Source organism: Muricoccus radiodurans (assembly GCF_050154705.1).
Taxonomy (GTDB): Bacteria; Pseudomonadota; Alphaproteobacteria; order Acetobacterales; family Acetobacteraceae; genus Roseomonas; species Roseomonas radiodurans.
Window position 1 is genome coordinate 5,487,051 of the sequence record NZ_CP189561.1, and the last position, 22,510, is coordinate 5,509,560.

General features: G+C 72.4%; 18 protein-coding genes and 1 pseudogene. 11 read left to right on the forward strand and 8 right to left on the reverse strand.

The features are described from left to right. Positions 1–2: 2 nt before the first annotated feature. The 3 genes and pseudogenes from ccmE to ACP6CK_RS25565 form a co-directional block, all read right to left on the reverse strand. Positions 3–530 (reverse strand): annotated as a pseudogene (gene ccmE, locus ACP6CK_RS25555) (cytochrome c maturation protein CcmE); the annotation flags it as partial. After that, a complete protein-coding gene (gene ccmD / locus ACP6CK_RS25560) occupies positions 527–661 on the reverse strand; it encodes a heme exporter protein CcmD (RefSeq protein WP_426956147.1) in 135 nt (44 codons plus the stop codon). The gene ccmD and the pseudogene ccmE, both read right to left, overlap by 4 nt. Then, the gene (locus tag ACP6CK_RS25565; protein WP_426956148.1) at positions 658–1,443 is read right to left on the reverse strand and encodes a heme ABC transporter permease; all 786 of its coding nucleotides are present in this window, start codon (positions 1,441–1,443) and stop codon (positions 658–660) included. Before ACP6CK_RS25565 ends, ccmD begins: the two co-directional genes overlap by 4 nt. Before the next feature lie 174 nt (positions 1,444–1,617). On the opposite strand from ACP6CK_RS25565, the gene ACP6CK_RS25570 reads away from it, so the two are divergent. The 4 genes from ACP6CK_RS25570 (at position 1,618) to ACP6CK_RS25585 (ending at position 8,627) form a co-directional block, all read left to right on the forward strand. After that, entirely contained in the window at positions 1,618–2,022 is a 405-nt protein-coding gene (locus ACP6CK_RS25570) for a RidA family protein (protein WP_426956149.1), read from the forward strand. A gap of 61 nt (positions 2,023–2,083) precedes the next feature. Beyond that, a complete protein-coding gene (hydA, locus tag ACP6CK_RS25575; RefSeq protein WP_426956150.1) occupies positions 2,084–3,493 on the forward strand; it encodes a dihydropyrimidinase in 1,410 nt (469 codons plus the stop codon). A gap of 227 nt (positions 3,494–3,720) precedes the next feature. Next, positions 3,721–7,365 (forward strand): hydantoinase B/oxoprolinase family protein, encoded by a 3,645-nt coding sequence (locus ACP6CK_RS25580; RefSeq protein ID WP_426956151.1) that lies wholly within the window; start codon positions 3,721–3,723, stop codon positions 7,363–7,365. Positions 7,366–7,436: 71 nt separating this feature from the next. Then, positions 7,437–8,627 (forward strand): hypothetical protein, encoded by a 1,191-nt coding sequence (locus ACP6CK_RS25585; RefSeq protein ID WP_426956152.1) that lies wholly within the window; start codon positions 7,437–7,439, stop codon positions 8,625–8,627. 4 nt (positions 8,628–8,631) lie between these two features. Here the strand turns inward: ACP6CK_RS25585 and dctP are convergent, their stop codons facing one another. Beyond that, a complete protein-coding gene (gene dctP / locus ACP6CK_RS25590; protein ID WP_426956153.1) occupies positions 8,632–9,525 on the reverse strand; it encodes a TRAP transporter substrate-binding protein DctP in 894 nt (297 codons plus the stop codon). A gap of 322 nt (positions 9,526–9,847) precedes the next feature. Here dctP and ACP6CK_RS25595 point away from each other — a divergent pair, with 322 nt between their 5' ends. After that, entirely contained in the window at positions 9,848–10,816 is a 969-nt protein-coding gene (locus ACP6CK_RS25595; protein ID WP_426956154.1) for a Bug family tripartite tricarboxylate transporter substrate binding protein, read from the forward strand. Further along, complete coding sequence (locus tag ACP6CK_RS25600) at positions 10,813–11,778, forward strand: Bug family tripartite tricarboxylate transporter substrate binding protein (protein WP_426956155.1); 966 nt, start codon at positions 10,813–10,815, stop codon at positions 11,776–11,778. Before ACP6CK_RS25595 ends, ACP6CK_RS25600 begins: the two co-directional genes overlap by 4 nt. A 67-nt stretch (positions 11,779–11,845) precedes the next feature. Here ACP6CK_RS25600 and ACP6CK_RS25605 read toward each other — a convergent pair whose 3' ends face one another. The 3 genes from ACP6CK_RS25605 to ACP6CK_RS25615 form a co-directional block, all read right to left on the reverse strand. Beyond that, entirely contained in the window at positions 11,846–13,153 is a 1,308-nt protein-coding gene (locus tag ACP6CK_RS25605; RefSeq protein WP_426956156.1) for an NAD(P)/FAD-dependent oxidoreductase, read from the reverse strand. A gap of 65 nt (positions 13,154–13,218) precedes the next feature. Continuing rightward, positions 13,219–14,223: an asparaginase gene (locus tag ACP6CK_RS25610; protein WP_426956157.1), complete on the reverse strand. Its 1,005-nt coding sequence runs from the start codon at positions 14,221–14,223 to the stop codon at positions 13,219–13,221. Positions 14,224–14,233: 10 nt separating this feature from the next. Continuing rightward, positions 14,234–15,202, reverse strand: coding sequence for a DUF4189 domain-containing protein (locus ACP6CK_RS25615; RefSeq protein ID WP_426956158.1), 969 nt, complete (start codon positions 15,200–15,202; stop codon positions 14,234–14,236). 149 nt (positions 15,203–15,351) lie between these two features. Here ACP6CK_RS25615 and ACP6CK_RS25620 point away from each other — a divergent pair, with 149 nt between their 5' ends. Continuing rightward, positions 15,352–17,151: a transglycosylase domain-containing protein gene (locus ACP6CK_RS25620; RefSeq protein ID WP_426956159.1), complete on the forward strand. Its 1,800-nt coding sequence runs from the start codon at positions 15,352–15,354 to the stop codon at positions 17,149–17,151. 152 nt (positions 17,152–17,303) lie between these two features. Further along, positions 17,304–17,861, forward strand: coding sequence for a hypothetical protein (locus ACP6CK_RS25625; protein WP_426956160.1), 558 nt, complete (start codon positions 17,304–17,306; stop codon positions 17,859–17,861). On the opposite strand, the gene ACP6CK_RS25630 is transcribed toward ACP6CK_RS25625, so the two are convergent. Beyond that, on the reverse strand, positions 17,822–18,760 hold the full coding sequence (locus ACP6CK_RS25630; RefSeq protein WP_426956161.1) for an ornithine cyclodeaminase family protein: 939 nt from the start codon (positions 18,758–18,760) through the stop codon (positions 17,822–17,824). The genes ACP6CK_RS25625 and ACP6CK_RS25630 overlap by 40 nt on opposite strands. Positions 18,761–19,028: 268 nt before the next feature. On the opposite strand from ACP6CK_RS25630, the gene ACP6CK_RS25635 reads away from it, so the two are divergent. The 3 genes from ACP6CK_RS25635 to ACP6CK_RS25645 all read left to right on the forward strand — a co-directional run bounded on the left by ACP6CK_RS25635 (position 19,029) and on the right by ACP6CK_RS25645 (position 22,502). Further along, positions 19,029–20,075 carry an amino acid ABC transporter substrate-binding protein gene (locus ACP6CK_RS25635; RefSeq protein WP_426956162.1) on the forward strand — a complete coding sequence of 349 codons (1,047 nt, stop codon included), beginning with the start codon at positions 19,029–19,031 and terminating at the stop codon, positions 20,073–20,075. 68 nt (positions 20,076–20,143) lie between these two features. Next, the gene (locus ACP6CK_RS25640) at positions 20,144–21,346 is read left to right on the forward strand and encodes an amino acid ABC transporter permease (RefSeq protein WP_426956163.1); all 1,203 of its coding nucleotides are present in this window, start codon (positions 20,144–20,146) and stop codon (positions 21,344–21,346) included. A gap of 10 nt (positions 21,347–21,356) precedes the next feature. Then, on the forward strand, positions 21,357–22,502 hold the full coding sequence (locus tag ACP6CK_RS25645) for an amino acid ABC transporter permease (protein WP_426956164.1): 1,146 nt from the start codon (positions 21,357–21,359) through the stop codon (positions 22,500–22,502). Positions 22,503–22,510: the final 8 nt, after the last annotated feature.

Consider the following 22,510-nt stretch of genomic DNA (forward strand, 5'->3'; position numbering starts at 1 on the left):
ACCGCAGGTGGGGCGTTCATGGTGTTCCAAGTCGCCGCCGGCGGCGCCGCGCCCTGGGCCGGGTTCCAGTGGCCGGCGCGCTTCAGCGCGTCCATCACCTCCGGCGGCATGTAGGTCTCGTCGTGGCGCGCCAGCACCTCGGAGGCCGCGAAGCCCCCATCCGGCCGCATCCGGCCCAGCGCCACCACGCCCTGCCCCTCCCGGAACAGGTCGGGGAGGACGCCGGTGTAGCTCACGGGCACGGTGTTCGCCCCGTCCGTCACGCGGAAGGTCGCCCGCGGGCCCTCGCGCACGAGGCTCCCCGCTTCCACCAGCCCGCCGAGGCGGAAGGCGCGGCCATCGGGCGGGATCTGCCGCGCGATGTCCGAGGGGGAGCGGAAGAAGACGAGGTTGTCCTGGAAGGCCGTCAGCGCGAGCGCCGCGGCGCCGCCCAGCCCCAGCCCGCAGAGCAGCATCACCCGGATGCGCCGGCGCCGCCGGGCGGCCGCGAGGCCCGTGCCCCGCCCCTTCGTCTCGACCGCCCCGCTCACCGCGAACGCTCCAGCTCCCGCAGCCGCCGCGCTGCCGCGCGATGCCGCCATGCCGCGCCGATCGCGAGGCCGCCGAATCCTATCGCCGTCAGCCCCCAGGCTGCGGTGACGTGGATCAAGTGCATGCTCACGCCAGCAGGGCCTCCGCCCGCGCGGGCCGGTCGGCGGCCCGGGCCCGGGCGAGTTCCAGCGCCTCGACCCGCCGTTCCATTACCGCGGCGCGCGCCCGCGCCACCACCACCGTCCCGAAGAGCAGGGAGAAGCCGACCGCGCAGACCAGCAGCGGCCAGAGCATGGAGGCGTGCATCCCCGGCGCCGCCAGCCGCGCCACGCTGGCGGGCTGGTGCAGCGTGTTCCACCAGTCCACTGAGAACTTCACGATCGGCAGGTTCACCACCCCCACCAGCGCCAGGATCGCCCCGGCGCGGGCGCCACGCTCCTCCTCCTCGAAGGCCCTCGTCAGCGCCGCGTGCCCCATCCAGAGGAAGAACAGCACGAGGACCGAGGTCAGCCGCGCGTCCCAGACCCACCAGGTCCCCCACATCGGCCGCCCCCAGAGGCTGCCCGTGGCGAGGCAGAGCGCGGTGACGGTGGCGCCGACCGGGGACAACTCCCGCGCGACCAGGTCTGCCAGCGGGTGCCGCCAGATCAGCGCGACCGCCGAGGTGACGGCGAGCCCGGCGTAGCCCGCCATGGCCAGCCAGGCCATCGGCACGTGGACATAGAGGATCCGGACCGTCTCCCCCTGCTGCCAGTCCGCCGGCGAGAGGAAGAGCGCCCAGACGGCCCCGATCCCGAGCACAAGGCCCGAGACCGCCCAGAGCGGGGGCATCCAGCGCCCCGTGGCCCGCAGGAAGCGGCCGGGATTCGCCAGGCGGTGCAGCAGCGGCACGGGGGAGGGGGCGGGGTCCACGGGGGCCTTCTAGCGCGCCGGCCAAACGGGGGAAACGATGGCCGGGGGAGAGGACGGCAGGCCGGGCGGCGGGCCGGTCCGGGCGGGATGTATGAACGAGGTCCCACCCCGTCCACCCTTGACGCGCGTCCCCGGCCCGTCCCCCCTCTCGGCCCCCTGCCCGCCGAGGACTCCATGGACCGCGAAGTCATCACCTCCCCCCGCGTCACCCCGATGCGCTCCGCCACCTCCCACGCGGTGAAGGCGGGGGGGTTCGTCTTCGTGACGGGCGTCACTCCCTTCCGCGGGTCCGACCGCATGGCGGCCGAGATCGACAAGGGCGACCTGGAGGCCCAGATCCACCAGGTCATGACGAACATGGCCGCGATCCTGGAGGAAGCCGGTTCCTCCATGGACCGGATCGTGAAGGTGAGCGCCGCGCTGACCGACCTGTCGCAGTATGCGCGCTTCGACGCCGCCTACCGCAAGCACTTCCCGAAGGGCGCCTACCCCGCCCGGCAGACCACGGAGTCGGCGCGGCTGGCGCATCCGGACTTCCTCGTCTCGATCGACTGCATCGCCCTGGCGGGGACGGAATAGGACGGAGCGGCACGGAGCTTGTAGGCTGTTCCCCGGAACCCCGAGTTCATAAGGACAGGCGATGTTCGACCTGACGATCCGCGGCGGGCTGGCCGTGGTGGACGATGCGCTGGCAGCCGTGGAGATCGGCATCCGGGACGGCCGGATCGCCACCATCGCCGAGCACGTGGAGGACGGCGACGTCATCATCCAGGCGGACGGGCTGCTCGTCCTGCCCGGCGGCGTGGACACCCATTGCCACATCGAGGAGCCTCTGCCGGACGGCGGCTTCCAAGAGGAGAGCTGGGTCACCGGCTCCCGCTCCGCCCTCGCCGGGGGCACGACGACGGTCGTCGCGCACACGCCGCAGTTCAAGGGCGGCGGGCTGCTGGAACAGCACCGCGCCGCCCGCGCCCGCGCTTCGCAGGCGATGGTGGACCACGGCTTCCACCAGATCATCGCCGACCCGACCGAGGCGGTGATGGCGGAGATCCCGGCCCTGGTCGCGGATGGGGTGGGCAGCCTCAAGGCATTCCTCACCTATGATTCGCTGCACCTGAACGATGCCCAGTTCCTGCGCGTGCTGCAGGCCGCGAAGCAGCATGGGCTGATGGTGCACGTCCATTGCGAGAACTACGACGCGATCAACCTCGCGACCCGCGCCCTGCTGGCGGCTGGCTGCACCGCGCCGAAATACCACGCCACGTCCCGCCCGCCCGTCGTGGAGCGGGAGGCGACGCACCGCGCCATCGCGCTGGCCGAGTTCATCGGCCAGCCTATCCAGGTCTTCCACGTCTCCTGCGCCGAGGTGGCGGCGGAGATCGCGGCGGCCCAGGCCCGCGGCCTGCCCGTCTGGGGCGAGACCTGCCCGCAATACCTGACCCTGACCGCCGACGACATGGACCGGCCGGGCTTCGAGGGGGCGAAGTTCATGTGCTCCCCCGCGCCGCGCAGCGCGGCCGAGCACGCGCGCGTCTGGGAGATGATCCAGCGTGGCGTGCTGGACGTGATCACGTCAGACCATTGCGGCTTCTCCTTCGGCGGGGATCGCGGCAAGGCGCGGCACGGGCGTGACGCGGCCTTCGATGTGGTGCCGAACGGCATCCCCGGCCTTGCGGCGCGGCTGCCGCTCGTCTTCTCCGAGGGGGTCTCAGCAGGGCGGATCGACGTGCCGCATTTCGCGCGGCTGGTGGCGACCAACCCCGCGAAGATCGCCGGCCTCTATCCCCGCAAGGGCGTGATCGCCGTGGGCAGCGACGCCGACCTCGTGCTGTGGGACCCGGGACGGCAGGTGACGCTGACGAACGACCTGATGCAGCACGCGATCGACTACACGCCGTATGAGGGAATGCAGGTCACGGGCTGGCCCGCCATCACCATCCGCCGCGGCGAGATCGTGATGCAGGACGGGCAGGTGACGGCACGCCCCGGCAGCGGCGCCTGGCTGCCGCGCAGCCCGCGTCTCGACACCCTGGCGATGGCCGCCGACTGAGCCCACGACAGTGCGGCCCAGGGAGGGGAAGAAGGAATTCTCCCCCTCCCCGGACCTCCTCTCATCTTTTTCTCTCAGGCTGCCGCGGCATTCAGAGACCGAAGAGCCCGTACCCGCCTTCCGTGGCAGCCCGATAGAAAAAGATGAGAGGGGGGCCGGGGGAGAGAATTCCTTCTCTCCCCCGGAGCCGCCCGCGTGACCGATCACGTCCTTCCCCGATGGATGACATGACGCACACCAAAGCCTGGGACTTCTGGGTTGATCGCGGCGGCACCTTCACCGACGTGATCGCGCGCGATCCCGCGGGGCGCCTGCACGCCCGCAAGGTCCTGTCCGAGAACCCCGGCGCCTATCGCGACGCCGCCGTGCACGGCATCCGCCAGCACCTCGGTCTTCCAGCGGGTGCACCGATCCCGGCCGGGCTGGTGAACGAGGTCCGCATGGGCACCACCGTCGCCACCAACGCTCTGCTGGAACGCAAGGGTGAACGCACAGCGCTGCTGATCACCCGCGGCCATCGGGACGCGCTGGCGATCGGCCATCAGGCCCGGCGGGACATCTTCGCGCGGCGCGTGGTGAAGCCCGAACTTCTCTACGCCCGCGTGGAAGAGATCGCCGAGCGCGTTCTCGCCGACGGCACGGTGGAAGCCCCGCTGGACGAGGGCGCGGTGCGCGCGGTTCTGGAATCCCTGCGCGCGGAGCGCTTCAACGCCCTGGCCATCGTCTTCCTGCACGCATGGCGCTTCCCCGCGCACGAGGCCGCGGTCGCGCGGATCGCGCGGGAGATGGGCTTCGCCCAGGTCTCCGCCAGTCACGAGGTCGGGCCGCTGATCAAGCTTGTGGGACGCGGCGACACGACGGTGGTGGACGCCTACCTCTCCCCCGTGCTGCGCCGCTACGTCGCGCAGGTCGAGGAGGAGCTGGACGTCGCGCGAACCGGTGCGCGCGTGATGTTCATGACCTCAGCGGGCGGGCTGACGGCGGCCTCGATCTTCCAGGGGCGGGATGCGATCCTGTCCGGCCCCGCAGGCGGGGTTGTGGCGCTGGCGCGCACAGGGGCGGAGGCCGGCTTCGACCGCGTCATCGGCTTCGACATGGGCGGCACCTCCACCGACGTGGCCCACTACGCCGGGGCCTTCGAGCGCGCGCTGGAGACGGAGGTGGCGGGCGTACGGATGCGCGCGCCGATGATGCTCGTGCATACGGTGGCGGCCGGCGGCGGCTCCATCGTGGACTACCGCGATGGCCGCCTGCGCGTCGGGCCGGAGAGCGCGGGCGCCGATCCCGGCCCGGCCTGCTACCGCCGTGGCGGGCCGCTGACGGTCACCGACTGCAACGTCATGGTCGGTAAGCTCGTCCCGGAACTTTTTCCCGCCATCTTCGGGCCGAACCAGGACCAGCCCCTGGACATCGAGGCCGTGCGCGTCCGCTTCACGGACCTGGCCGCGCGCCTCGGCGGCGACCGCTCGCCGGAGGCCGTCGCGGACGGCGCGCTCCGCATCGCTGTCGCCAACATGTCGGAGGCGATCAAGACCATCTCCGTCCAGCGCGGCTACGACGTGACGCGCTACGTGCTCAACGCCTTCGGCGGGGCCTCCGGGCAGCACGCCTGCCTCGTGGCGGACGCGCTGGCGATGACGCGCGTCCTGATCCATCCCTTCTCCGGCCTTCTCTCCGCCTATGGCATGGGCCTGGCCGACATCCGCGCCGTCCGTCAGCGCACCTTGGACCGCCCGCTGGAGGATGCGGCGCTGCCGGGCATCTCGCCGGCCCTGGATGCCCTGGCCGGTGAGGCCCGCTCCGAGGTGCTGGGGCAGGGCGTGGAGGCGACGGCGCTGTCCACCCGCATCGCCCTGCTGCTGCGCTACGCCGGCACCGACACGCCGCTGGAGGTGGACGCCCTGTCCCTGGCCGGCACGGCGGAGGTGGCCATGGCCGCCGCATCGTTGAGCGCCAACGCCCTGCGAGACTCCTTCGAGTCCGCGCACCTCGCCCGCTTCGGCTTCATCGACCCGTCCCGCCCCGTGGTGATCGAGGCCGCGCTGGCCGAGGCCGCGGGTGGCGGCGCGTCCGACGCGCCCGTCGCGTCGGCGCAGCCGGACGGTCCCGCACCCGCACCGGAACGCCGCACCCGCCTCTTTTCTGCCGGCGCCTGGCACGATGCCGCCGTCTTCCGGCGCGAGGTGCTGCGCCCGGATCAGCCCATCGCCGGCCCCGCCCTGATCATCGAGGCGAACCAGACCGTGGTGGTCGAGCCCGGCTGGTCCGTCACCCTCACGCCGTGCGACCACCTCGTGCTGGACCGCGTGGAGCCGCTCCCGCGCGGTGTCGCGCTGGGCACCGAGGCCGATCCGGTGATGCTGGAGATCTTCAACAACCTCTTCCGCTCGATCGCGGAGCAGATGGGCGTCGCCCTCCAGAACACGGCCAGCTCCGTGAACATCAAGGAGCGGCTGGACTTCTCCTGCGCCGTCTTCGATGCCGCTGGCGGCCTCGTCTCCAACGCGCCGCACATCCCCGTCCATCTCGGCTCCATGGACGGCAGCGTGGAGAGCGTCATCCGCGCCAACCCGAACCCGCGCCCGGGTGACGTCTGGGCGATCAACGCGCCCTATAACGGCGGCACGCATCTGCCCGATATCACCGTCTGCACGCCCGTCTTTCTGGGCGAGAAGGTGGGCTTCTGGGTCGCCTCCCGCGGTCATCACGCCGATATCGGCGGCACCGCCCCCGGCTCCATGTCGCCCGATGCCACCACGATCGAGCAGGAGGGCGTCTACATCGACAACCTTCACCTCGTGGAGGAGGGGCGCTTCCAGGAGGAGGCGGCGCTCGCGCTGCTGACCGGCGCCGCCTATCCCGCGCGCAACCCCGCGCAGAACATCGCCGACCTGAAGGCGCAGGTCGCCGCCAATGCCCGTGGTGCGGCGGAGCTCCTTCGCGCCGTGGAGTTCTTCGGCGCGGACGTCGTCCACGCCTATATGCGCCACGTGCAGGACAACGCGGCGGAGAGCGTCCGCCGCGTGCTGGACCGGCTGCCCGAGGATTCCTCCTTCACCTACCCGATGGATTTCGGCCGCCGGGTGCAGGTCCGCATCACCGTGGACCGCGCGGCGCGGGAAGCGGTGGTGGACTTCAGCGGCACGTCCCTCCAGCAGCCCGACAACTTCAACGCGCCGAAGCCCGTCACCCGGGCGGCGGTGCTCTACTGCTTCCGGCTGATGGTGGATTCCGACATTCCCATGAACGCCGGCTGCCTGCGGCCAATCCGGATCGTGGTGCCGGAGAACTCGATGCTCGCTCCGCAGCGCCCGGCCGCGGTGGTGGCCGGCAACGTGGAGGTGTCGCAGGCCGTCACCTCCGCGATCCTCGCCGCTATGGGCGCGCTGGCCCCGGCGCAGAGCACGATGAACAACCTCACCTTCGGCAATGACCGCCACCAGTACTACGAGACGATCTGCTCCGGCGCCCCGGCCGGTGAGGGCTTCGACGGCGCCCCCGCCGTGCAGACCCACATGACCAATTCCCGCCTGACCGATCCCGAGATCCTGGAAACCCGCTTCCCCGTCGTGCTGGAGGAATTCTCCATCCGCCCGGATTCCGGCGGCCACGGACGCTGGAAGGCCGGCGACGGCACACGCCGCACCATCCGTTTCCGGGAGGCGATGGAGGTCGCGATCCTCGCTGGCCACCGGGAGGTCCCGCCGCCCGGCCTGAAGGGCGGAGAAGCCGGCGAGCGCGGCCGGAACCTCGTCCGCCGGAACGACGGCAGGGTGGAGGAATTGCCGGGCTGCGCCCGCTCCGCGCTGGAGGCGGGAGAGGCGGTGACGATCGTCACCCCGACCGGCGGGGGCTACGGCCCACCGGCTTGACCCGTCCGGCCCGGCCGCCGCACGCTTAGACCTCGAAGGGTCGGCCGGGAAACGGCCGCGAGGAAACCTCCATGCCGGACACCCATCCCAGCGCCTTCGCGCCCGCGGCGACCGAACTCTTCAAGGGCCGCGGCCTGCCCGCCCCAGACACCCTGCCCAACGTGCTGACCGGCCTGCATTTCGAGGCGCTGGAGAACTTCACCCGCGTCTTCGCCGTCCGCCCGGGGGAGCGGATGCTGTTCCTGGCCGACCCGAAGCTCGACCCGAAGGTGGTCGCCGCCATCTCCGGCCTCGCCCGCGCCCGCGGCGTGCGGCCCTGGATGGTGATGGCCGACACCACCCAGGTCACCGAGATGCCGGAGGAGGTGAAGCCGCTGCTGGAGAAGGCGGACTTCGTCGTGTCCTCCTGGTTCTGCTCGATCATCGACCCCTTCTGCATCGCGCAGCGCAAGCGCGGGCAGCGCTGGGTGAAGATCACCTATTTCCGCGACCTCGGCCTGCTGGACACGCCGCAGGCGCGCTTCCCGATCGACTTAGTGGGTGAGATCATCCGCGCCACCGCCGCTCGCTATCCCGTGGGCCAGGATTTCGACCTGCACTTCACCGACCCGCGCGGCACCGACCTGCACATCGGCTTCACGGCCAGGATGCGCGAGCTCCAGCTCCGCTCCAATCGCTGGCGCGGCAAGATGTGCGCGGACGAACCGGGCGCCTATGTCCACTACCTCCCTTGCCACGGTCCCAACCTCTACGACCGCACGAGCGTGGACAACGACGAGGATCTGGTCGTCCCCGTGAACGGCGTCGTCTATCCCGAATGGGGCGTCGGCTTCCCGCGCCCCTTCGCGGAGCGCTACGGCGTCGTCTTCAAGGATGACCGCATCACCGAGGTGACGGGCCATGGCCCCTACGCGGAGATCCTGCGGGACATGCTCGTCGGCGGCCGCCTGATCGAGCTCGGCTGCGGCTTCAACCCGAAGGCGCCGCGGCGGGAGATCTACCCGGCCGGCTCCAACTCCCCCGGCGCGCTGCACTACGGGATCGACCTCATCAAGCCGTCCGACTACATCCGCCGCGTCATGCCGGAGTGGGAGGAGCCGCCCATCCACATGGACCTCGTCTCCTTCGACAGCACGGTGATGGCCGGCAGCACCCCGCTGATCGAGGACGGCTTCCTCAACGCGCTGCGCGAGTCCGCGGTGGTGGAGATGGCCTCGCGCTACGGGGACGCGGTGGACCTGCTGGAGGCCTGGCCGGACTGACGGTTCATCCCCCGGCGCGATAGGCTGCGAGCACCCGCGCACCCTCCTCGCCGGCGCGGGACGTCCAGGCGGCGACCACGGGCGCGGCGGCGCGGGCCAGGGCGTCCCGCAGCGCCGGCGAGGTGGCGATGGTCACGCCGTTCGCGCGCATCCGCGCCTCGTTCTCCGTCAAGCGCGTGGTGATGGCGGCGAACTGCCTCGCCTCCGTCTCCTGTCCCGCCTGCTCCACGGCGGCGCGCGCGGGCGGGGGCAACTCGGCCAGCGCCGCGGCCCGGCAGAAGGCGAGGCTGAGCGGCGAGGCGTAATCGATCACCGTGAAATGCGGCAGGATCTCCCAGAGCCGCGCGCCCGCGCCGCCATCGCCCGAGGACAGCACCGCATCCAGCGCCCCGGCCCGCAGGCGGGGCATCGCGTCGGCGAAGGAGATCTGCACCGGGGCCGCGCCCGCCTCGCGCAACACCTCCGTGCTCACCGCGTCATAGGTGCGGATGCGCAGGCCGCGGAGGGAGTCCGCATCCGGCAGCGCGTTGCGGGACCAGATTCCGGAGGCCGGCCAGGGCGTGGCGTAGAGAAGCGCCAGCCCCCGCGCGCCGAGGGCCGCGACATAGGCCGCGCGCGCCGCCGCCAGCAGCCGCGCCGTGTCGGCCGCCGATCCGGTGAGGAAGGGCAGGGCGGAGAGCTGGTAGATCGGCGTCTCCCCGGCCAGGGCGCCGGTGAAGGCGTCGGCGGCCTCCACCTGCCCCTCCGCCACGGCGCGGAGCATCCCGGCGGAACGCAGCCCGCCCGGCGCATCGAAACCCGGCTGCACCGCCAGCGCCCCGGCGGCGAGGCGCGTCGCAGCCGCCGCGAAGTGGGCAACGCCTTCGCCCGGCATCGCGGTGGCCGGATATTCCGTCACGATGCGCCAGGCTGCCTGGGCCGGAGCCCGGCCGCGAGCAGGAGCGAGGCGATCAGCGGGCGGCGTGTGGGCATGTCATGGTCTCCGGGCCGGTGCCGACCGGCGATGCGAATTCGGGGCCGTGGCGCCCGGCCCGTTGCCGCCTGGACGATGTGCCATCACGACGCCTCCGTCGCCGGCGCGAGCCGACTTCCCGCACCCCGGCCCGTCCGGCCGCGCCACCGGTCCCGCGGCGATCCCGCGCCGCTTGTCCTTCCCGGATAATGCTGCGAAATCTAAGCATCTGAGAAGGCCGGCCCGATCCGGCGATGGGAGGAACTGCATGGCCCCGCGCCTCACGCGCCGCGTCGCCCTCGGGGCATGGCTGGCCGCGCCCGCGATCGCCCGCGCCCAGGCCCCCGCCCGTGCGACCGCGCGGCTCGTCGTGCCCTACGCGCCCGGCGGAACGAACGACGTCACGGCCCGATTGATCGCGCCGAAGGCCGGGGACCGCATGGGGCAGAGCTGGATCGTGGAGAACCGCTCCGGCGCCTCGGGCGCCATCGGGGCGGACCACGTGGCGCGCTCGGCGCCCGATGGCCTGACGGTGCTCTACTCGAACGAGGTGCATCTCCTGCTCGCCCTCGTGCAGCGGAACGTCGGCTTCGACGCGCGCGCGGATTTCACGCCCATCGTGCGCACCGTGTCCATCCCGTACGTGCTGGTGGGCCAGGCCTCGGCACCCACGCGCGATCTGGCGGCGCTGGTCCAGGCCATCCGCTCCGCGCCGGACCGCTTCTCCTTCGCGGGCTCGTCGCTCGGCTCCATCGGGCAGCTCGGCGCAGCGGCGCTGGGAACGCGGCTGGGGTTCGAGGCGCAGGTGATCGCGTATCGCGGCACGGGGCCGGCGATGAACGACATCCTGACCGGCAGCGTGCCGCTCTTCTTCTCGCCGCTCGGCGCGGCGCTCCAACTCGTGCGGGACGGGCGCATCCGGGCCTACGCCACCTCCTCCGCGCAGCGCCTCCCGCAATTGCCCGAGGTGCCGACGCTCATCGAGGGCGGCTTCCCTGACCTCGTGCTCGAGGGATGGTGCGGCGCCTGGGGGCCGAAGGGGCTTCCCCCGGAGACGGTCGCACGGCTGCGGGAGGCGATCCTGACGGGGGTGCAGGACCCGGAGGCGCGGGGGCGCATGACCGACCTCGGGCTGACACCGCTGAACGAGAGCACGGCGGACTTCCAGCGGGTCATCGACGCGGAGACGGCGCGCAACGCGCAGCTCGTCGCCGCGGCGGGGATCCGGCCGGAATGAGCGCGACCCGGCGCGGCGTCCTCGCCGCCGGGCTCGCGTTGCCGGCGGTCGCGCGCGCGCAGACCGCTTGGCCCGACCGGCCGATCCGGCTGGTGATCCCCTTCGGCGCGGGCGGGCCGACGGATGTGGTGGGACGGCTGATCGCCGATCCCGTGGCGGCGGCGCTGGGTCAGCCGGTGGTGATCGAGAACCGCGCGGGGGCGGGCGGTAACATCGGGTCCCGCGACGTGGCGCGGGCGGCGCCGGACGGGAACACGCTGGTGCTGAACGCGGCGTCGCCGCTGGTGATCAACCAGTGGCTGTACCGCGACATGGGCTACGACCCGCTGACCGCCTTCGCGCCGATCTCGATGCTGATCACGGGTCCGCTGCTGGTGATCGCCAATCCCCGCGCGCCCTTCTCCACCATGGGGGAGCTGGTGGCCGAGGCGCGGCGGCGCCCTGGCGCGATCAACGTGGCCAATGCCGGCATCGGCACCGTGCCGCACCTGGCGGCGGAGCTGTTCATGCGGGCGGCCGGCGTGCAGATGACCCCTGTCACCTACCGCATCACCCCGCAGGCGACGCAGAGCGTGCTGACGGGGGAGACGCATCTCTTCTTCGACAGCCCGGCCTCGATCACGCATGTCCAGTCGGGCGCGGTGAAGGCGCTGGCGGTGACCACGCCCCGCCGCTTCGCTCCCTTTCCCAACATCCCGACCGTCGCGGAATCCGGCGGGCCGGAGATCGCGGTGGAGGCGTGGTACGGGCTGCTCGCGCCGGCCGGGACGCCGCCCGATCGAGTGGCGCGGCTGCACGCCGCCTTCTCCGCCGCGGTTCGGCGGCCGGAGGTCCAGTCCCGGCTGGCGGCGATCGGCTATGAGGGCGTGGGCAACACGCCCGAGGAATTCGGCCGCGCCATCGCGGCCGAGGCGGCGCGCTGGGGCGAGGTGATCCGCGCCGCCGGCGTGCGTATGGAGTAGGCGGCGCGCCCGGGATCAAAGGGCCCGTCCTCCGCCCGGCACCGTGCCGGGGGAGGCGGGCCGGCCGTCACTCGGCCGGGACCATGGACGGGGCGGGCAGCGCCTCCGGCATGGCGGGCCCCCAGCCGCGGCGGTGCAGCCAAGAGAAGACGTGGTAGATCGTCTTGAACGACAGCACCGAGACGGTGGCGCGCGCGTCGAAGCGGCCGCCGCCGAGGTTGCCGGCGAGCATGTTGACGATGCCGTCCCGCATCCAGAGCGTGTTCTTCGGGGAGAGGAAGAGGCTGCGCAGCACCGGGTCGTTGATCCGGTAGATGAGCCAGGAGATGTCGTCCATCGCGGCGGCGAGCTGGCGGTTGGTCTCCTTCGCCATCTCCATGCCGCGGACAGGGTCGTCGAGCCAGGTGTCGGCGGCCTTGGCGCCGAGCTCGCCGGCGGTCATGGCCATCAGGACGCCCGTGGAGAACATCGGATCCACGAAGCCGAAGGCGTCCCCGATCATGAGGAAGCCGTCCCCGCAGCCGGAGGTCGCGCGGTAGGAATAGTTGGCGGTGGCGTAGATCTCCGAGACGATGTCGGAGGTCCGCACGCGGGCGCTGACGGTCGGGCTGGAGGCGATGCGGTCGAGGAAGAGATCGCGCGGCGTGCCCTTGCGGTTCTTGAAGGCGGACTGGTTGCCGACGAACCCGACGCTCATCACGTCGTCCGGCAGGGGGATGAGCCAGAACCAGCCATCCTCCGCGAGGTGGACGGAGATATAGCCCTCCAGCTCGCCCTCCCGCCGCTCCACGCCCTTGAAGTGGGCGTACATGGCAGCGGTATTGTTGTACTTGTTCGACTCCTTGATCCGCATCTTGCCGGCCAGGATGGCGTCGCGGCCGGAGGCGTCGAGCACGTAGCGCGGGCGGTAGGTGACCTCGCCCTCCGCGGTCTTCGCCACGACCTCGGCGCGCTCGCCGGGCTTGCCGAAATGGATGTCGGTGACGCGCACCTCTTCCCTAGTCGTGGCGCCGTGGCGGGCGGCGGCGCGGAACAGCGCCTCGTCGAAGTCGGCGCGGCGGACCTGGTAGGCATAGGTCCAGGCCTGGTTCAGCGCGTTGGAAAAGGAGAAGGCGGAGGAGCGTCCGGTGCGGTCCGAGACGAACTCGGCGCCGGGCTTGTGCACGCCGATGCGCTTCACCGTCTCCTCGAGGTCGAGGCGGCGGATCAGGTCCAGATTCCGGGGCAGGAGGCTCTCCCCGATGTGGAAGCGGGGGTGACGCTCCTTTTCCAGCAGCACGACGTCGCGGCCCGCCTGGGCCAGCAGGCAGGCGGCGGTGGAGCCGGCGGGGCCGCCGCCGACGATGAGAACATCAGGGGAGAGGTTCACGGTCATGGGAGCGGAGGTTTCCCGTGCGACAAGGGGCCGGTCAAGCCGTTCGATGCGGACCCGTCCGAACCTTAATTCAGGGTCGGCACCACCTGTCCCGCCCGCTGCCCGTTGCTGTCCAGGATCGGGTCCTCGACCGCCTCTACCAGCGCCGCGACGCGGTCTTCGGCCAGCAGCCCGAGGCGCCCGAGAAGGGTGGCCAGCACGGCCATTTTCCCGCGGGAGGCGCCGTCGGCCATCTTGATCGCGATGCCCAGGCCGCGCTCGGGCACGAAGGCGACGACGAAACCCTCGGCGCCCTGCTTCAGGGGAACGCGGCCCTCCATCGCGCGGACCACGCGGCTGGTGGCGGCGTCGCGGCCGGAGAGGTGGTCGGGGAACTCGGCGATGGCGCCCAGGATGCGGCGGGCGGTGGCGGCGCGCCGGGCGCCGGGCACGGCGCCGGCGGCGAAGCGGGCGGCGGCGCGGGCCATGTCGCCGACGGAGAGGTTCAGCGCGGGCAGGCCGCAGCCATCCGTGCCGCGGGGCAGGGCGGCGGCGTCGTGGCCGAGGAAGTCGGAGAAGGCCGCGAGCCAGTGGCGCTGGGCCGGGTGGTCCGGGCTATCATAGCCGGCGGTCGGAGCGCCGAGGGCGCGCGAAGCGGCCAGAAAGCCGCAATGCTTGCCGGAGCAGTTGTGGAAGACCCGGCGCCGGTCGCCGGCGCGGATGGCGGCGACGTGGTCCGCCTCTCCCATCGGCCAGGCGGGGCCGCAGACGAGGGCGCTCTCGGGCAGTTCCATGCGGCGCAGCCAGTCCGACACCATCGCGACCTGAAAGGGCTCGGCGCGGTGCGACGCGCAGGCGAGGGCGAGGTGCTCGGTCGTCAGCGCGTCGGCGCCGCCGCTCTCCACCAGGGCGAGGGCCTGGAAGGGCTTGAGGGAGGAGCGGGGGAAGGTCGTCAGCGCCGGGTCGCCCCAGGCATGGAGGATCGCACCCGACGCGTCGGCCACGGCGACCACGCCGTGGTGGACGCTCTCGATCGCGGGGCCGCGGCGGACCTCCGCCAGGCGGGCGAGGGTGGGGGCTGCGTCGCTCATGCGGGGCCGCTCAGGCGCCGCTGACGCAGCGCGCCTCGGTGACCTGGCACTGCACGCCCCGGCCGCGCTGGCTGCAGGCCGAGAGGGCGGCCCGCTCCGCCTCGGGCCGCGAGTTGCCGGTGCCGGTGGTCGCGGCGATCACGGTGAAGGTGCTGGGGTGGCTCGTCATCGTGACCGCGCCGGCGCCGCGCAGGGCGTGCGCCACCGCGGCGCAGCGGGCGGTGAACTCGGCCGCCATCCGGCAGGGTGATCCCTGGCCGCCGACGCAGCCGCTCTGCGCCCCGCGATGGGCGGCGGCGCGGTCTGCCATGCCCACGGCGAGCCCGTAGCTGCGGGACGGGGTGGCGGCGAGATAGATCGCGCCGTGCAGCCCGCCGGTCGGGACGACGGGGGCGCTGGCCCGCGCCGCCATGCCCGGCTCCGCTGCCTGGGCGGCCATGAGGGAGCCGAGGAAGGACGAGCCGGGCTGCGGCCTCGGGGCCGCGCCGGCGACGGCGACCGGCACGGGCGGCGGCGGGGCACCCGGGCGCCCGTCCGGACGGCGGCCCGCGGTGGCGGGCGCCGCAGCAGCGGTCGGAGCAGCCGCGGTCGTTGCGGCGGGCGTTCCGGCCATGACGGTGAAGCCCTGGTTGCCCTGGCGGCGCTCCATGGCCTGGTCCCGCGCCTCCCGCGTCAGGCGGTCGAGCTCCGGCCGGGAGCCGTTGGAAAGCCGGGTCCAGGGGGTTGCCGGCGTCGGCATGGCGGTCGTGCCGGTGGGGCCGGCATTGCCGAGGGCGGCGCGGCGCGTCTCGCACCGCATGAGGCAGGCCTGGATGACGGCGCTGTTCTGGCCGCGCTCCGGCAGGGTGGCACCGCATTCGCCGCGACACTGCTGGCTGTCCACCACCGCCCGTGCCTCGCGCGGGGCGACCGAGATGGCCGCGAGAGCGAGCAGCGTGAGGCTGCCGAGGCGCAAACGGAGTCCCGTCGCCAACCGCATCCGGTGGGTTCCCCTCTCTGGCCCGCCCGTCTTGGTGCGGCCCTCACGTTATCGTGGTAAGGGCGTGTCGCATGCCGAGGGGCCCGACCGCAACGACGGAACGCATGGCGGCCTCCGCGTCCCGCGCAAGGCGCGGGAATCCCTCACGCATGGCACCGCCCGAGCCGCCCGCGCCGGCGCCGGCCGCTGCGACTCCGCCGGTCTCCAGGCGCCGGGGCCGGCTGCTTGCCTGGCTGGTGCAGGGCACGATTTGGGGCGCCGTCGCGCTCGCGGCGCTGTTCCTCTTCTTCGCCTGGGACCTACCGCGGCCGGAGGATGCGCTGGCGATCACGCGCCGGCCTTCCGTCACGCTGGAGGCGGCGGACGGGCGGCTGCTCGCGACGGCCGGCGACCTGTACGGGGAGACGGTGCGGGTGCGCGACCTGCCGATCCACGTGCCGACCGCGCTGCTGGCGATCGAGGACCGGCGGTTCCGCCACCATTTCGGGCTGGACGTGTTCGGGCTGCTGCGGGCGGCCTGGGTGAACGCGACCAGCGGGCGGGTGTCGCAGGGTGGCTCCACGCTGACGCAGCAGCTCGCGAAGAACCTCTTCCTGACGCCGGAGCGGTCGCTGCGGCGAAAGGTGCAGGAGGCGATGCTCGCCCTGTGGCTGGAGAGCCGCTTCACGAAGGACGAGATCCTCGAGATCTATCTCAACCGCGTCTATCTCGGCGGCGGGGCCTACGGGGTGGACGCGGCGGCCCGGCTGTATTTCGGCGTTCCGGCGCGGCGCCTGACGATCTGGCAGGCGGCGGTGCTGGCGGGGTTGCCGCGGGCGCCGTCCCGCCTGAATCCGCGGGCGAACCCGGCCGCGGCGGCCGCACGCGGGGCGGAGGTGCTGCGCGCCATGGCCGCGACCGGCGCGCTGACCGAGGCCCAGGCGGATGCGGAGGCGGAGAAGATCGCCTTTCCCGCGCGACCCTCCCGCGACCTCGGCTGGTTCGCGGACTGGGTGATGGATGACCTCGCGGCGCGCTACCCCGGCTCCGCCGACCTGGCGCTGCGGACGACGCTCGACCTGCGGGCGCAGGCGCTGGTGGAGGCGCGGCTGGAGGCGCTGCTGGCCGGTCCGGGCGCGGCGGCCGGGGTGGGGCAGGGGGCGGTGGTGGTGCTGGACGCCGCGACCGGGGCGGTGCGGGCGATGGCGGGCGGGCGGGACTATCGGCGCAGCCCGTTCAACCGGGCGGTCTCCGCGCGGCGGCAGCCGGGATCGGCGTTCAAGCCCTTCGTCTACCTCGCGGCGCTGGAGGCGGGACTTTCCCCCGACAGCACGGTGTCCGACGCGCCAATCACGCTCGGGCGCTGGTCGCCGGGGAATGGCGGCTGGCGGTCCCGGGGCGACCTGCCGCTGGACGAGGCGATGGCGCATTCGGTGAACACCTCGGCGGTGCGGGTGCTGCAGCGGGGTGGGGGATGGCGGACCTCGGCCGATGTGGCGCGGCGGCTCGGGCTGGCGGGACCCTTCCCGAATGACGCGACGATCGCGCTCGGCACGGGGGAGGCGAGCCTGATGGAGCTGACCGCCGCCTATGCCGCCTTCACCAACGGCGGGCTGCGTGTCACGCCGCACGGGATTGCCTCGGCGCGGTCCGAGGGCCGGGTGCTGCCGGCGGCGGCGCCGGCCCCGGCGCGGGCGGTGAACCCGGAGCACGCCCAGGCGATCCGGCGGATGCTGGAGGCGGTGGTGGCCCGCGGGTCCGGGCGCGCCGCCTCGGCGCCGGGCCGGCTGGTGGCCGGGAAGACCGGGACGACGCAGGACAACCGCGACGCCTGGTTCGTCGGCTTCTCCGGCGGGCAGGTGATCGGCGTCTGGCTGGGCAACGACGATGCGACGCCGATGGACGACGTGCGGGGCGGCACCTTGCCGGCCCGGTTATTCCATGACGTGCTTGTGGGATTGCCGGGTTGAGGCTGGGAGAGTGAACTCCCCCGGACCCCTTCCTTCTTCTGTCAGGCTGCCGCGGAACATCCCTGATCCGTTCCGCGGCAGCCTGACGGGAACAGGCGGGGGGGAGCAGGGAGGAAGACCTTCCCCACGCCCTTTCTCTCGCTGGAGGACGCATGACCACACCGGCCGACCAGGCGATGGCGCTGCTGCTGCGGCCGGTGCGGCACGCGGTGAACAATCTCTCCATGGTGCTGACGGCCAACCTGGAATCCGCCGTGCCGCGGATGCCGGAGGGGGAACGGGTGACGAAGCTCGTTACCCGGGCCTGGGACGCGGCGCAGGACTATGACCGGCTGGCGCGCGGCTACCTCGCGCTCGGGCGGGAGGAGAGCGTCCGGAGCGGGCGGGCCGACCGGGTGATCGGTGACCTGCTGCCGCTGCTGGTGCTCGCCTCCGGCGGGCCGCTGGCGCTGGAAGGGGAGGACGGGACGGCGGTGGAGTACCGGTCCCCCGCGCTGGAATCGGCGCTCGTCCTCGCGATGTCCGGCGCGTCGGGCCTGCCGGCGGGACCGCGGCCGCCGCTGCGGCTGGCGCGGGGGCGCGTGGAACTGGGATGGGCCGTGCCGGAAGCGGCGCGGACCGCGCTGGAGGCGGCCGGCGCGCGGGTGGAGGCGGCGTCGGTCGTGCTGCCTCAGTCCGGCGGGGCGGTCTCGGCCCGGGCGGCCTCGTAGGCGAGAATCGCGGCGGCGAGGTCCTCCCCGGCCCAGCCGACGGACTTGAACACGGTGATCTCCTCCGCGGTGCGGCGGCCGGGATGGGCGCCGCGGAGGAGCTCGGCCAACTCCGCGACCACGTGCGATTCGGTGATCGCGCCCTCGGCGATGGGCTGGGTGACGTCGCCGGCCTCGGCCAGGGCGCCGGCGCGGGTGTCGACCACGAGGGTGGCGCGGGCGATGAGGTCGGTGTCGGATTCGCGCATCGTCCGGCGGAAGGCGCCGACGAGGTCCACATGCGTGCCAGGCCGGACGGCCGCCCCGCGAAGCAGCGGCGTCGTGGAGAGCGTCGCGGCCGAGACGATGTCGGCCTCCGACGGGTCGGGCGAGGCCGCGGCGACCGCTGGGTGGCCCTCGGCGCGAAGGCGGGCGGCGAGGCGTTCCGCGTTGGCGGGGTCGCGGGACCAGACCGCGATTCGCTCGATCGGGAAGGCGGCGCGGTAGGCGCCGGCGAGGGCGTGGGCGACCTTGCCGCTGCCGAGGATCAGGTGGCGGCGGCTGTCGGGGCGCGCGAGGTGTCGCGCGGCGAGGGCGCTGGCGGCGGCCGTCCGGCGGTCCGTCAGCGCGCCGCCGTCGAGCAGCGCCAGCGGCGCGCCGGTGTGCGCGTCGGACAGAAGATAGGCCGCGTGGACGGCGGGTGCGTGGGCGGGCGCGACATGGACGATCTTCACGCCGCTGTAGCGGCCCGCCTGCCAGGCCGGCATGAGGAGGAGCGTGTTCTCCCCCGCGCCCTCCGGCCAGGTGTGGGCGTGGCGCAGCGGGGATTCGCAGCCCTGCCGGAACATGGCGGCGAGCGCGTCGTTCAGCGCGCCCCAGGGCAGCAGCGCGGCGACGCGGGCGGGGTCCAGGGTGAGCAAGCGCGGCTCCTTCCGAAGGCCGGTGTGGTCGCACCAACCGCGGGCGCGGGGAAGAGCCGCGAGGAGGGCGGTTAACACCGGCATGAGGATTGCGTGTCCAGGAAGCTGCCGTTTCCAGGCGGTTTCGGCGGGCGGATTTGCCGGACGGGCCTGGGGCAGGTAGGGGGATTGCCCCGCGATCCGCGCAATCCCGCGTTGATCGGGGCACATCCCTGGCGCAGCATGTTGCCCGGGACCACCGTTCCTTCCCTGGGGGAGACCAGAGTTCATGAAGCCCTTGCGGCTGACCACCCTCGGCGCCATCGGTGCCGTCGCCATGACGGCGCTCAGCGCCATCCCCGCCCTCGCCCAGGCCCCGGCGCCGACCGGCGCTTCGCCGACCGTCGATGCCATCCGCCAGCGCGGCACGCTGATCTGCGGCGTGAACACCGGCATCGCCGGGTTCGCGCAGCCGGACAGCCAGGGCGTGTGGCGCGGCTTCGACGTGGACTTCTGCCGTGCCATGGCGGCCGCCATCCTCGGGGATGCGAGCAAGGTGCGCTACGTCCCCACCACCGCGCAGAGCCGCTTCACCGCGCTCCAGTCCGGTGAGGTGGACATCCTCGCCCGCAACACGACCTGGACGATGTCGCGCGACACCTCGCTCGGGCTCGAGTTCAACGTCATCAATTTCTACGACGGCCAGGGCTTCATGGTCCGCGCCAACGCCGGCGTGCAGAACGCGGCGCAGCTGGACGGCGCCACCATCTGCGTGCAGCCCGGCACGACCACCGAGCAGAACCTGACGGACTGGTCCCGTTCCGCCCGCATCCGTTTCACCCCCGTGGTGATCGAGCGGCTGGAGGAGGTCGTGGGCGCCTATGTGTCCGGCCGCTGCGACGTGTACACGACGGACGTCTCCGGCCTCGCCTCCACCCGCGCCACCCAGCCGCGCCCGGCGGATCACCTGATCCTGCCGGACGTGATCTCGAAAGAGCCGCTTGGCCCGGCCGTTCGCCACGGCGACCAGCGCATGGCCGACATTATGAAGTGGGTCCACTTCGCGATGGTCACGGCCGAGGAACTCGGCGTGACCGCCGCCAACGTGGAGGGCATGGCGAACGACCCGCGCCCGGACGTGCAGCGCCTGGTGGGCCGCACCGGCGAACTCGGCCAAATGGTCGGCCTGCCGAACAACTGGGCGGTGCAGATCATCCGCCAGGTCGGCAACTACGCCGAGGTGTTCGACCGCAACCTGACGCCGATCGGCATCCAGCGCGGTCGCAACGCCCTCTGGACCAATGGCGGCCTGCAATACGCGCCGCCGCTGCGCTGATCTGATCCCGGGAGGGGCCGCACCCGCGGCCCCTCCCTTTGTTTTCCCTCTCTGCAAGGCACCACCGGATGTCGCAGACCACCATCGACCCGCGGCACCTCCGCGCACCGCCGAAGAAGAAATTAACCCTCTCCTGGGCCGATGAGCGGGTGCGCGCCATCGTCTGGCAGGTGCTGATCGTCGGCGCGGTGGTCGGCATCGTCTGGTGGCTGGTGCGCAACACCCAGCACAATCTGGAAGTGCGGCGGATCGCGACCGGCTTCGGTTTCCTGACGCGGGAGGCGGGGCTGCCGATCGGCGAATCGCTGATCGAGTACACGCCCGCCAACAACTACTTGCGGGCTCTGACCGTGGGCGTGCTGAACACGCTGAAGGTGGCGGTGGTCGGCGTGATCCTGGCCACGATCCTCGGCACGCTAGTCGGCATCGCGCGGCTGTCGAAGAACTGGCTGCTCTCGAAGATCGCGGCCGTCTATGTCGAGGTGATCCGGGACATCCCACTGCTGCTGCAGTTGCTGTTCTGGTACACCATCTTGCAGTCGCTGCCGCCGCCGCGCGGGGCGCTGAACCCGGTCACCGGCGTCTTCCTCAGCAACCGCGGGCTGAAGCTGCCCTGGCTGGACTGGGAGGTCGGGCATTCCTGGGCGCTGCTCGCCTTCGTGGCCGGCGCATTCGCCACATGGCTCTTCACGAAGGAGATGCGGAAGCGGCAGATGGCCGATGGGCAGCCGCGGCCGATCTGGCCGGCCGCGCTCGGCTTCCTGGTCGGGCTGCCGCTGGTGGTTTGGGTGGTGGGCGGCGCCCCGGTCGGGGTGGAGTGGCCGGAGCGGCGCGGCTTCAACTTCGTCGGTGGGCTGACCATCTCGCCCGAGTACTTCGCGCTGCTGGTCGGGCTGGTGACCTACACCGCCGGCTTCATCGCCGAGATCGTGCGCGCCGGCATCCTGGCCGTTGCCAAGGGCCAGTGGGAGGCGGCGCAGGCCCTGGGGCTGCGGCCCGGGACGGTGCTGCGGCGAATCGTGCTGCCGCAGGCGCTGCGGGTGATCGTGCCGCCGATGACCAGCCAGTACCTGAACCTGACGAAGAACTCGTCCCTGGCGGTGGCCATCGGCTACCAGGACATCGTCTCCATCGCGAACACGACGCTGAACCAGACGGGGCAGGCGATCGAGGGCATCGCGATCATCATGCTGGTCTACCTGACGATCAGCCTGTCCATCTCCTTCTTCATGAACTGGTACAACTCGCGCATCGCGCTGGTTGAGCGCTGAGGAGGCGGCCATGAGCGACATCACCCTCGGCACCGCCGTCGCCGGAGTCCCGGAGGCCTCGGCCCCCAGGCGGCCGCCGGTGCTCACCACCGGGCCGATCGCCTGGGCCCGGGCGAATCTCTTCTCCTCCTGGATCAACACCGCGGTCACGCTGGTGCTGGGCTACTTCGTCGTCCGCTACGCCCTGTCCTTCATCGACTGGGCCTTCGTGAATGCCATCTGGTCGGTGCCGAACAACCAGACGGCCGCCTGCCGGGAGCTGAAGGCATCCCCCAATCCCGGCGCCTGCTGGGCGGTGATCACGGAGAAGCACCGCTTCATCCTCTTCGGCACTTACCCCTACGAGCAGCACTGGCGGCCGGCGCTGGTCTGCGTGCTGTTCACCGGCCTCTTCATCGTCTCGGCCATGCGTCGCTTCTGGCGCTGGGAACTGGCGGTGGTCTGGGCGGTGACGCTGACCGTGATCGGCATCCTGATGTGGGGCGGCATCCTCGGCCTCCCCTTCGTCCCGCAGGAGCGCTGGGGCGGGCTGCCGATCACCCTCATCCTCGCGACCTTCGGGCTCGCCTTCGCCTTTCCGCTGGCCATCCTGGTGGCGCTGGGGCGGCGGTCCAAGATGCCGGCGATCCGGCTGCTCTGCATCGTGTATGTCGAGCTGATCCGCGGCGTGCCGCTCATCTCGCTGCTCTTCATGGCCAGCGTGATGTTCCCGCTCTTCCTGCCGGAGGGGATGAACATCGACAAGCTCCTGCGCGCGCAGGTCGCCGTCATCCTCTTCGCCGGCGCGTACCTGGCCGAGGTCGTGCGCGGCGGCCTCCAGGCCCTTCCGAAGGGGCAGTACGAGGCGGCCGAGGCGCTGGGCCTGTCCTACTGGCAGAAGACCGCCTTCATCATCCTGCCGCAGGCGCTGCGGCTGGTGATCCCGCCACTGGTGAACACCTTCATTGGCTTCTTCAAGGACACCTCGCTGGTGCTGATCATCGGCATCTTCGACCTGCTGACGGCCGGCAAGACGGCGATCGTGGAACCCGCCTGGCAGGGCTTCGGCGTGGAGGTCTACGTCGCCATCTCCGTCGTCTACTTCGTCTACTGCTTCGCCATGTCCCGCTACAGCCAGAACCTGGAGGCGGAGCTGAACCGCCACCGCGTGCGCTGAGCCCGAGA

Coding starts and splice junctions, on each gene's coding strand:
- ACP6CK_RS25570 (WP_426956149.1), top strand. CDS start 1,618: ATGGACCGCGAAGTCATCACCTCCCCCCGCGTCACCCCGATGCGCTCC.
- ACP6CK_RS25640 (WP_426956163.1), top strand. CDS start 20,144: ATGTCGCAGACCACCATCGACCCGCGGCACCTCCGCGCACCGCCGAAG.
- ACP6CK_RS25585 (WP_426956152.1), top strand. CDS start 7,437: ATGCCGGACACCCATCCCAGCGCCTTCGCGCCCGCGGCGACCGAACTC.
- ACP6CK_RS25625 (WP_426956160.1), top strand. CDS start 17,304: ATGACCACACCGGCCGACCAGGCGATGGCGCTGCTGCTGCGGCCGGTG.
- ACP6CK_RS25600 (WP_426956155.1), top strand. CDS start 10,813: ATGAGCGCGACCCGGCGCGGCGTCCTCGCCGCCGGGCTCGCGTTGCCG.
- ACP6CK_RS25635 (WP_426956162.1), top strand. CDS start 19,029: ATGAAGCCCTTGCGGCTGACCACCCTCGGCGCCATCGGTGCCGTCGCC.
- ACP6CK_RS25595 (WP_426956154.1), top strand. CDS start 9,848: ATGGCCCCGCGCCTCACGCGCCGCGTCGCCCTCGGGGCATGGCTGGCC.
- ACP6CK_RS25615 (WP_426956158.1), bottom strand. CDS start 15,202: ATGCGGTTGGCGACGGGACTCCGTTTGCGCCTCGGCAGCCTCACGCTG.
- ACP6CK_RS25605 (WP_426956156.1), bottom strand. CDS start 13,153: ATGACCGTGAACCTCTCCCCTGATGTTCTCATCGTCGGCGGCGGCCCC.
- hydA (WP_426956150.1), top strand. CDS start 2,084: ATGTTCGACCTGACGATCCGCGGCGGGCTGGCCGTGGTGGACGATGCG.
- ACP6CK_RS25645 (WP_426956164.1), top strand. CDS start 21,357: ATGAGCGACATCACCCTCGGCACCGCCGTCGCCGGAGTCCCGGAGGCC.
- ACP6CK_RS25610 (WP_426956157.1), bottom strand. CDS start 14,223: ATGAGCGACGCAGCCCCCACCCTCGCCCGCCTGGCGGAGGTCCGCCGC.
- ACP6CK_RS25580 (WP_426956151.1), top strand. CDS start 3,721: ATGACGCACACCAAAGCCTGGGACTTCTGGGTTGATCGCGGCGGCACC.
- ACP6CK_RS25620 (WP_426956159.1), top strand. CDS start 15,352: ATGGCACCGCCCGAGCCGCCCGCGCCGGCGCCGGCCGCTGCGACTCCG.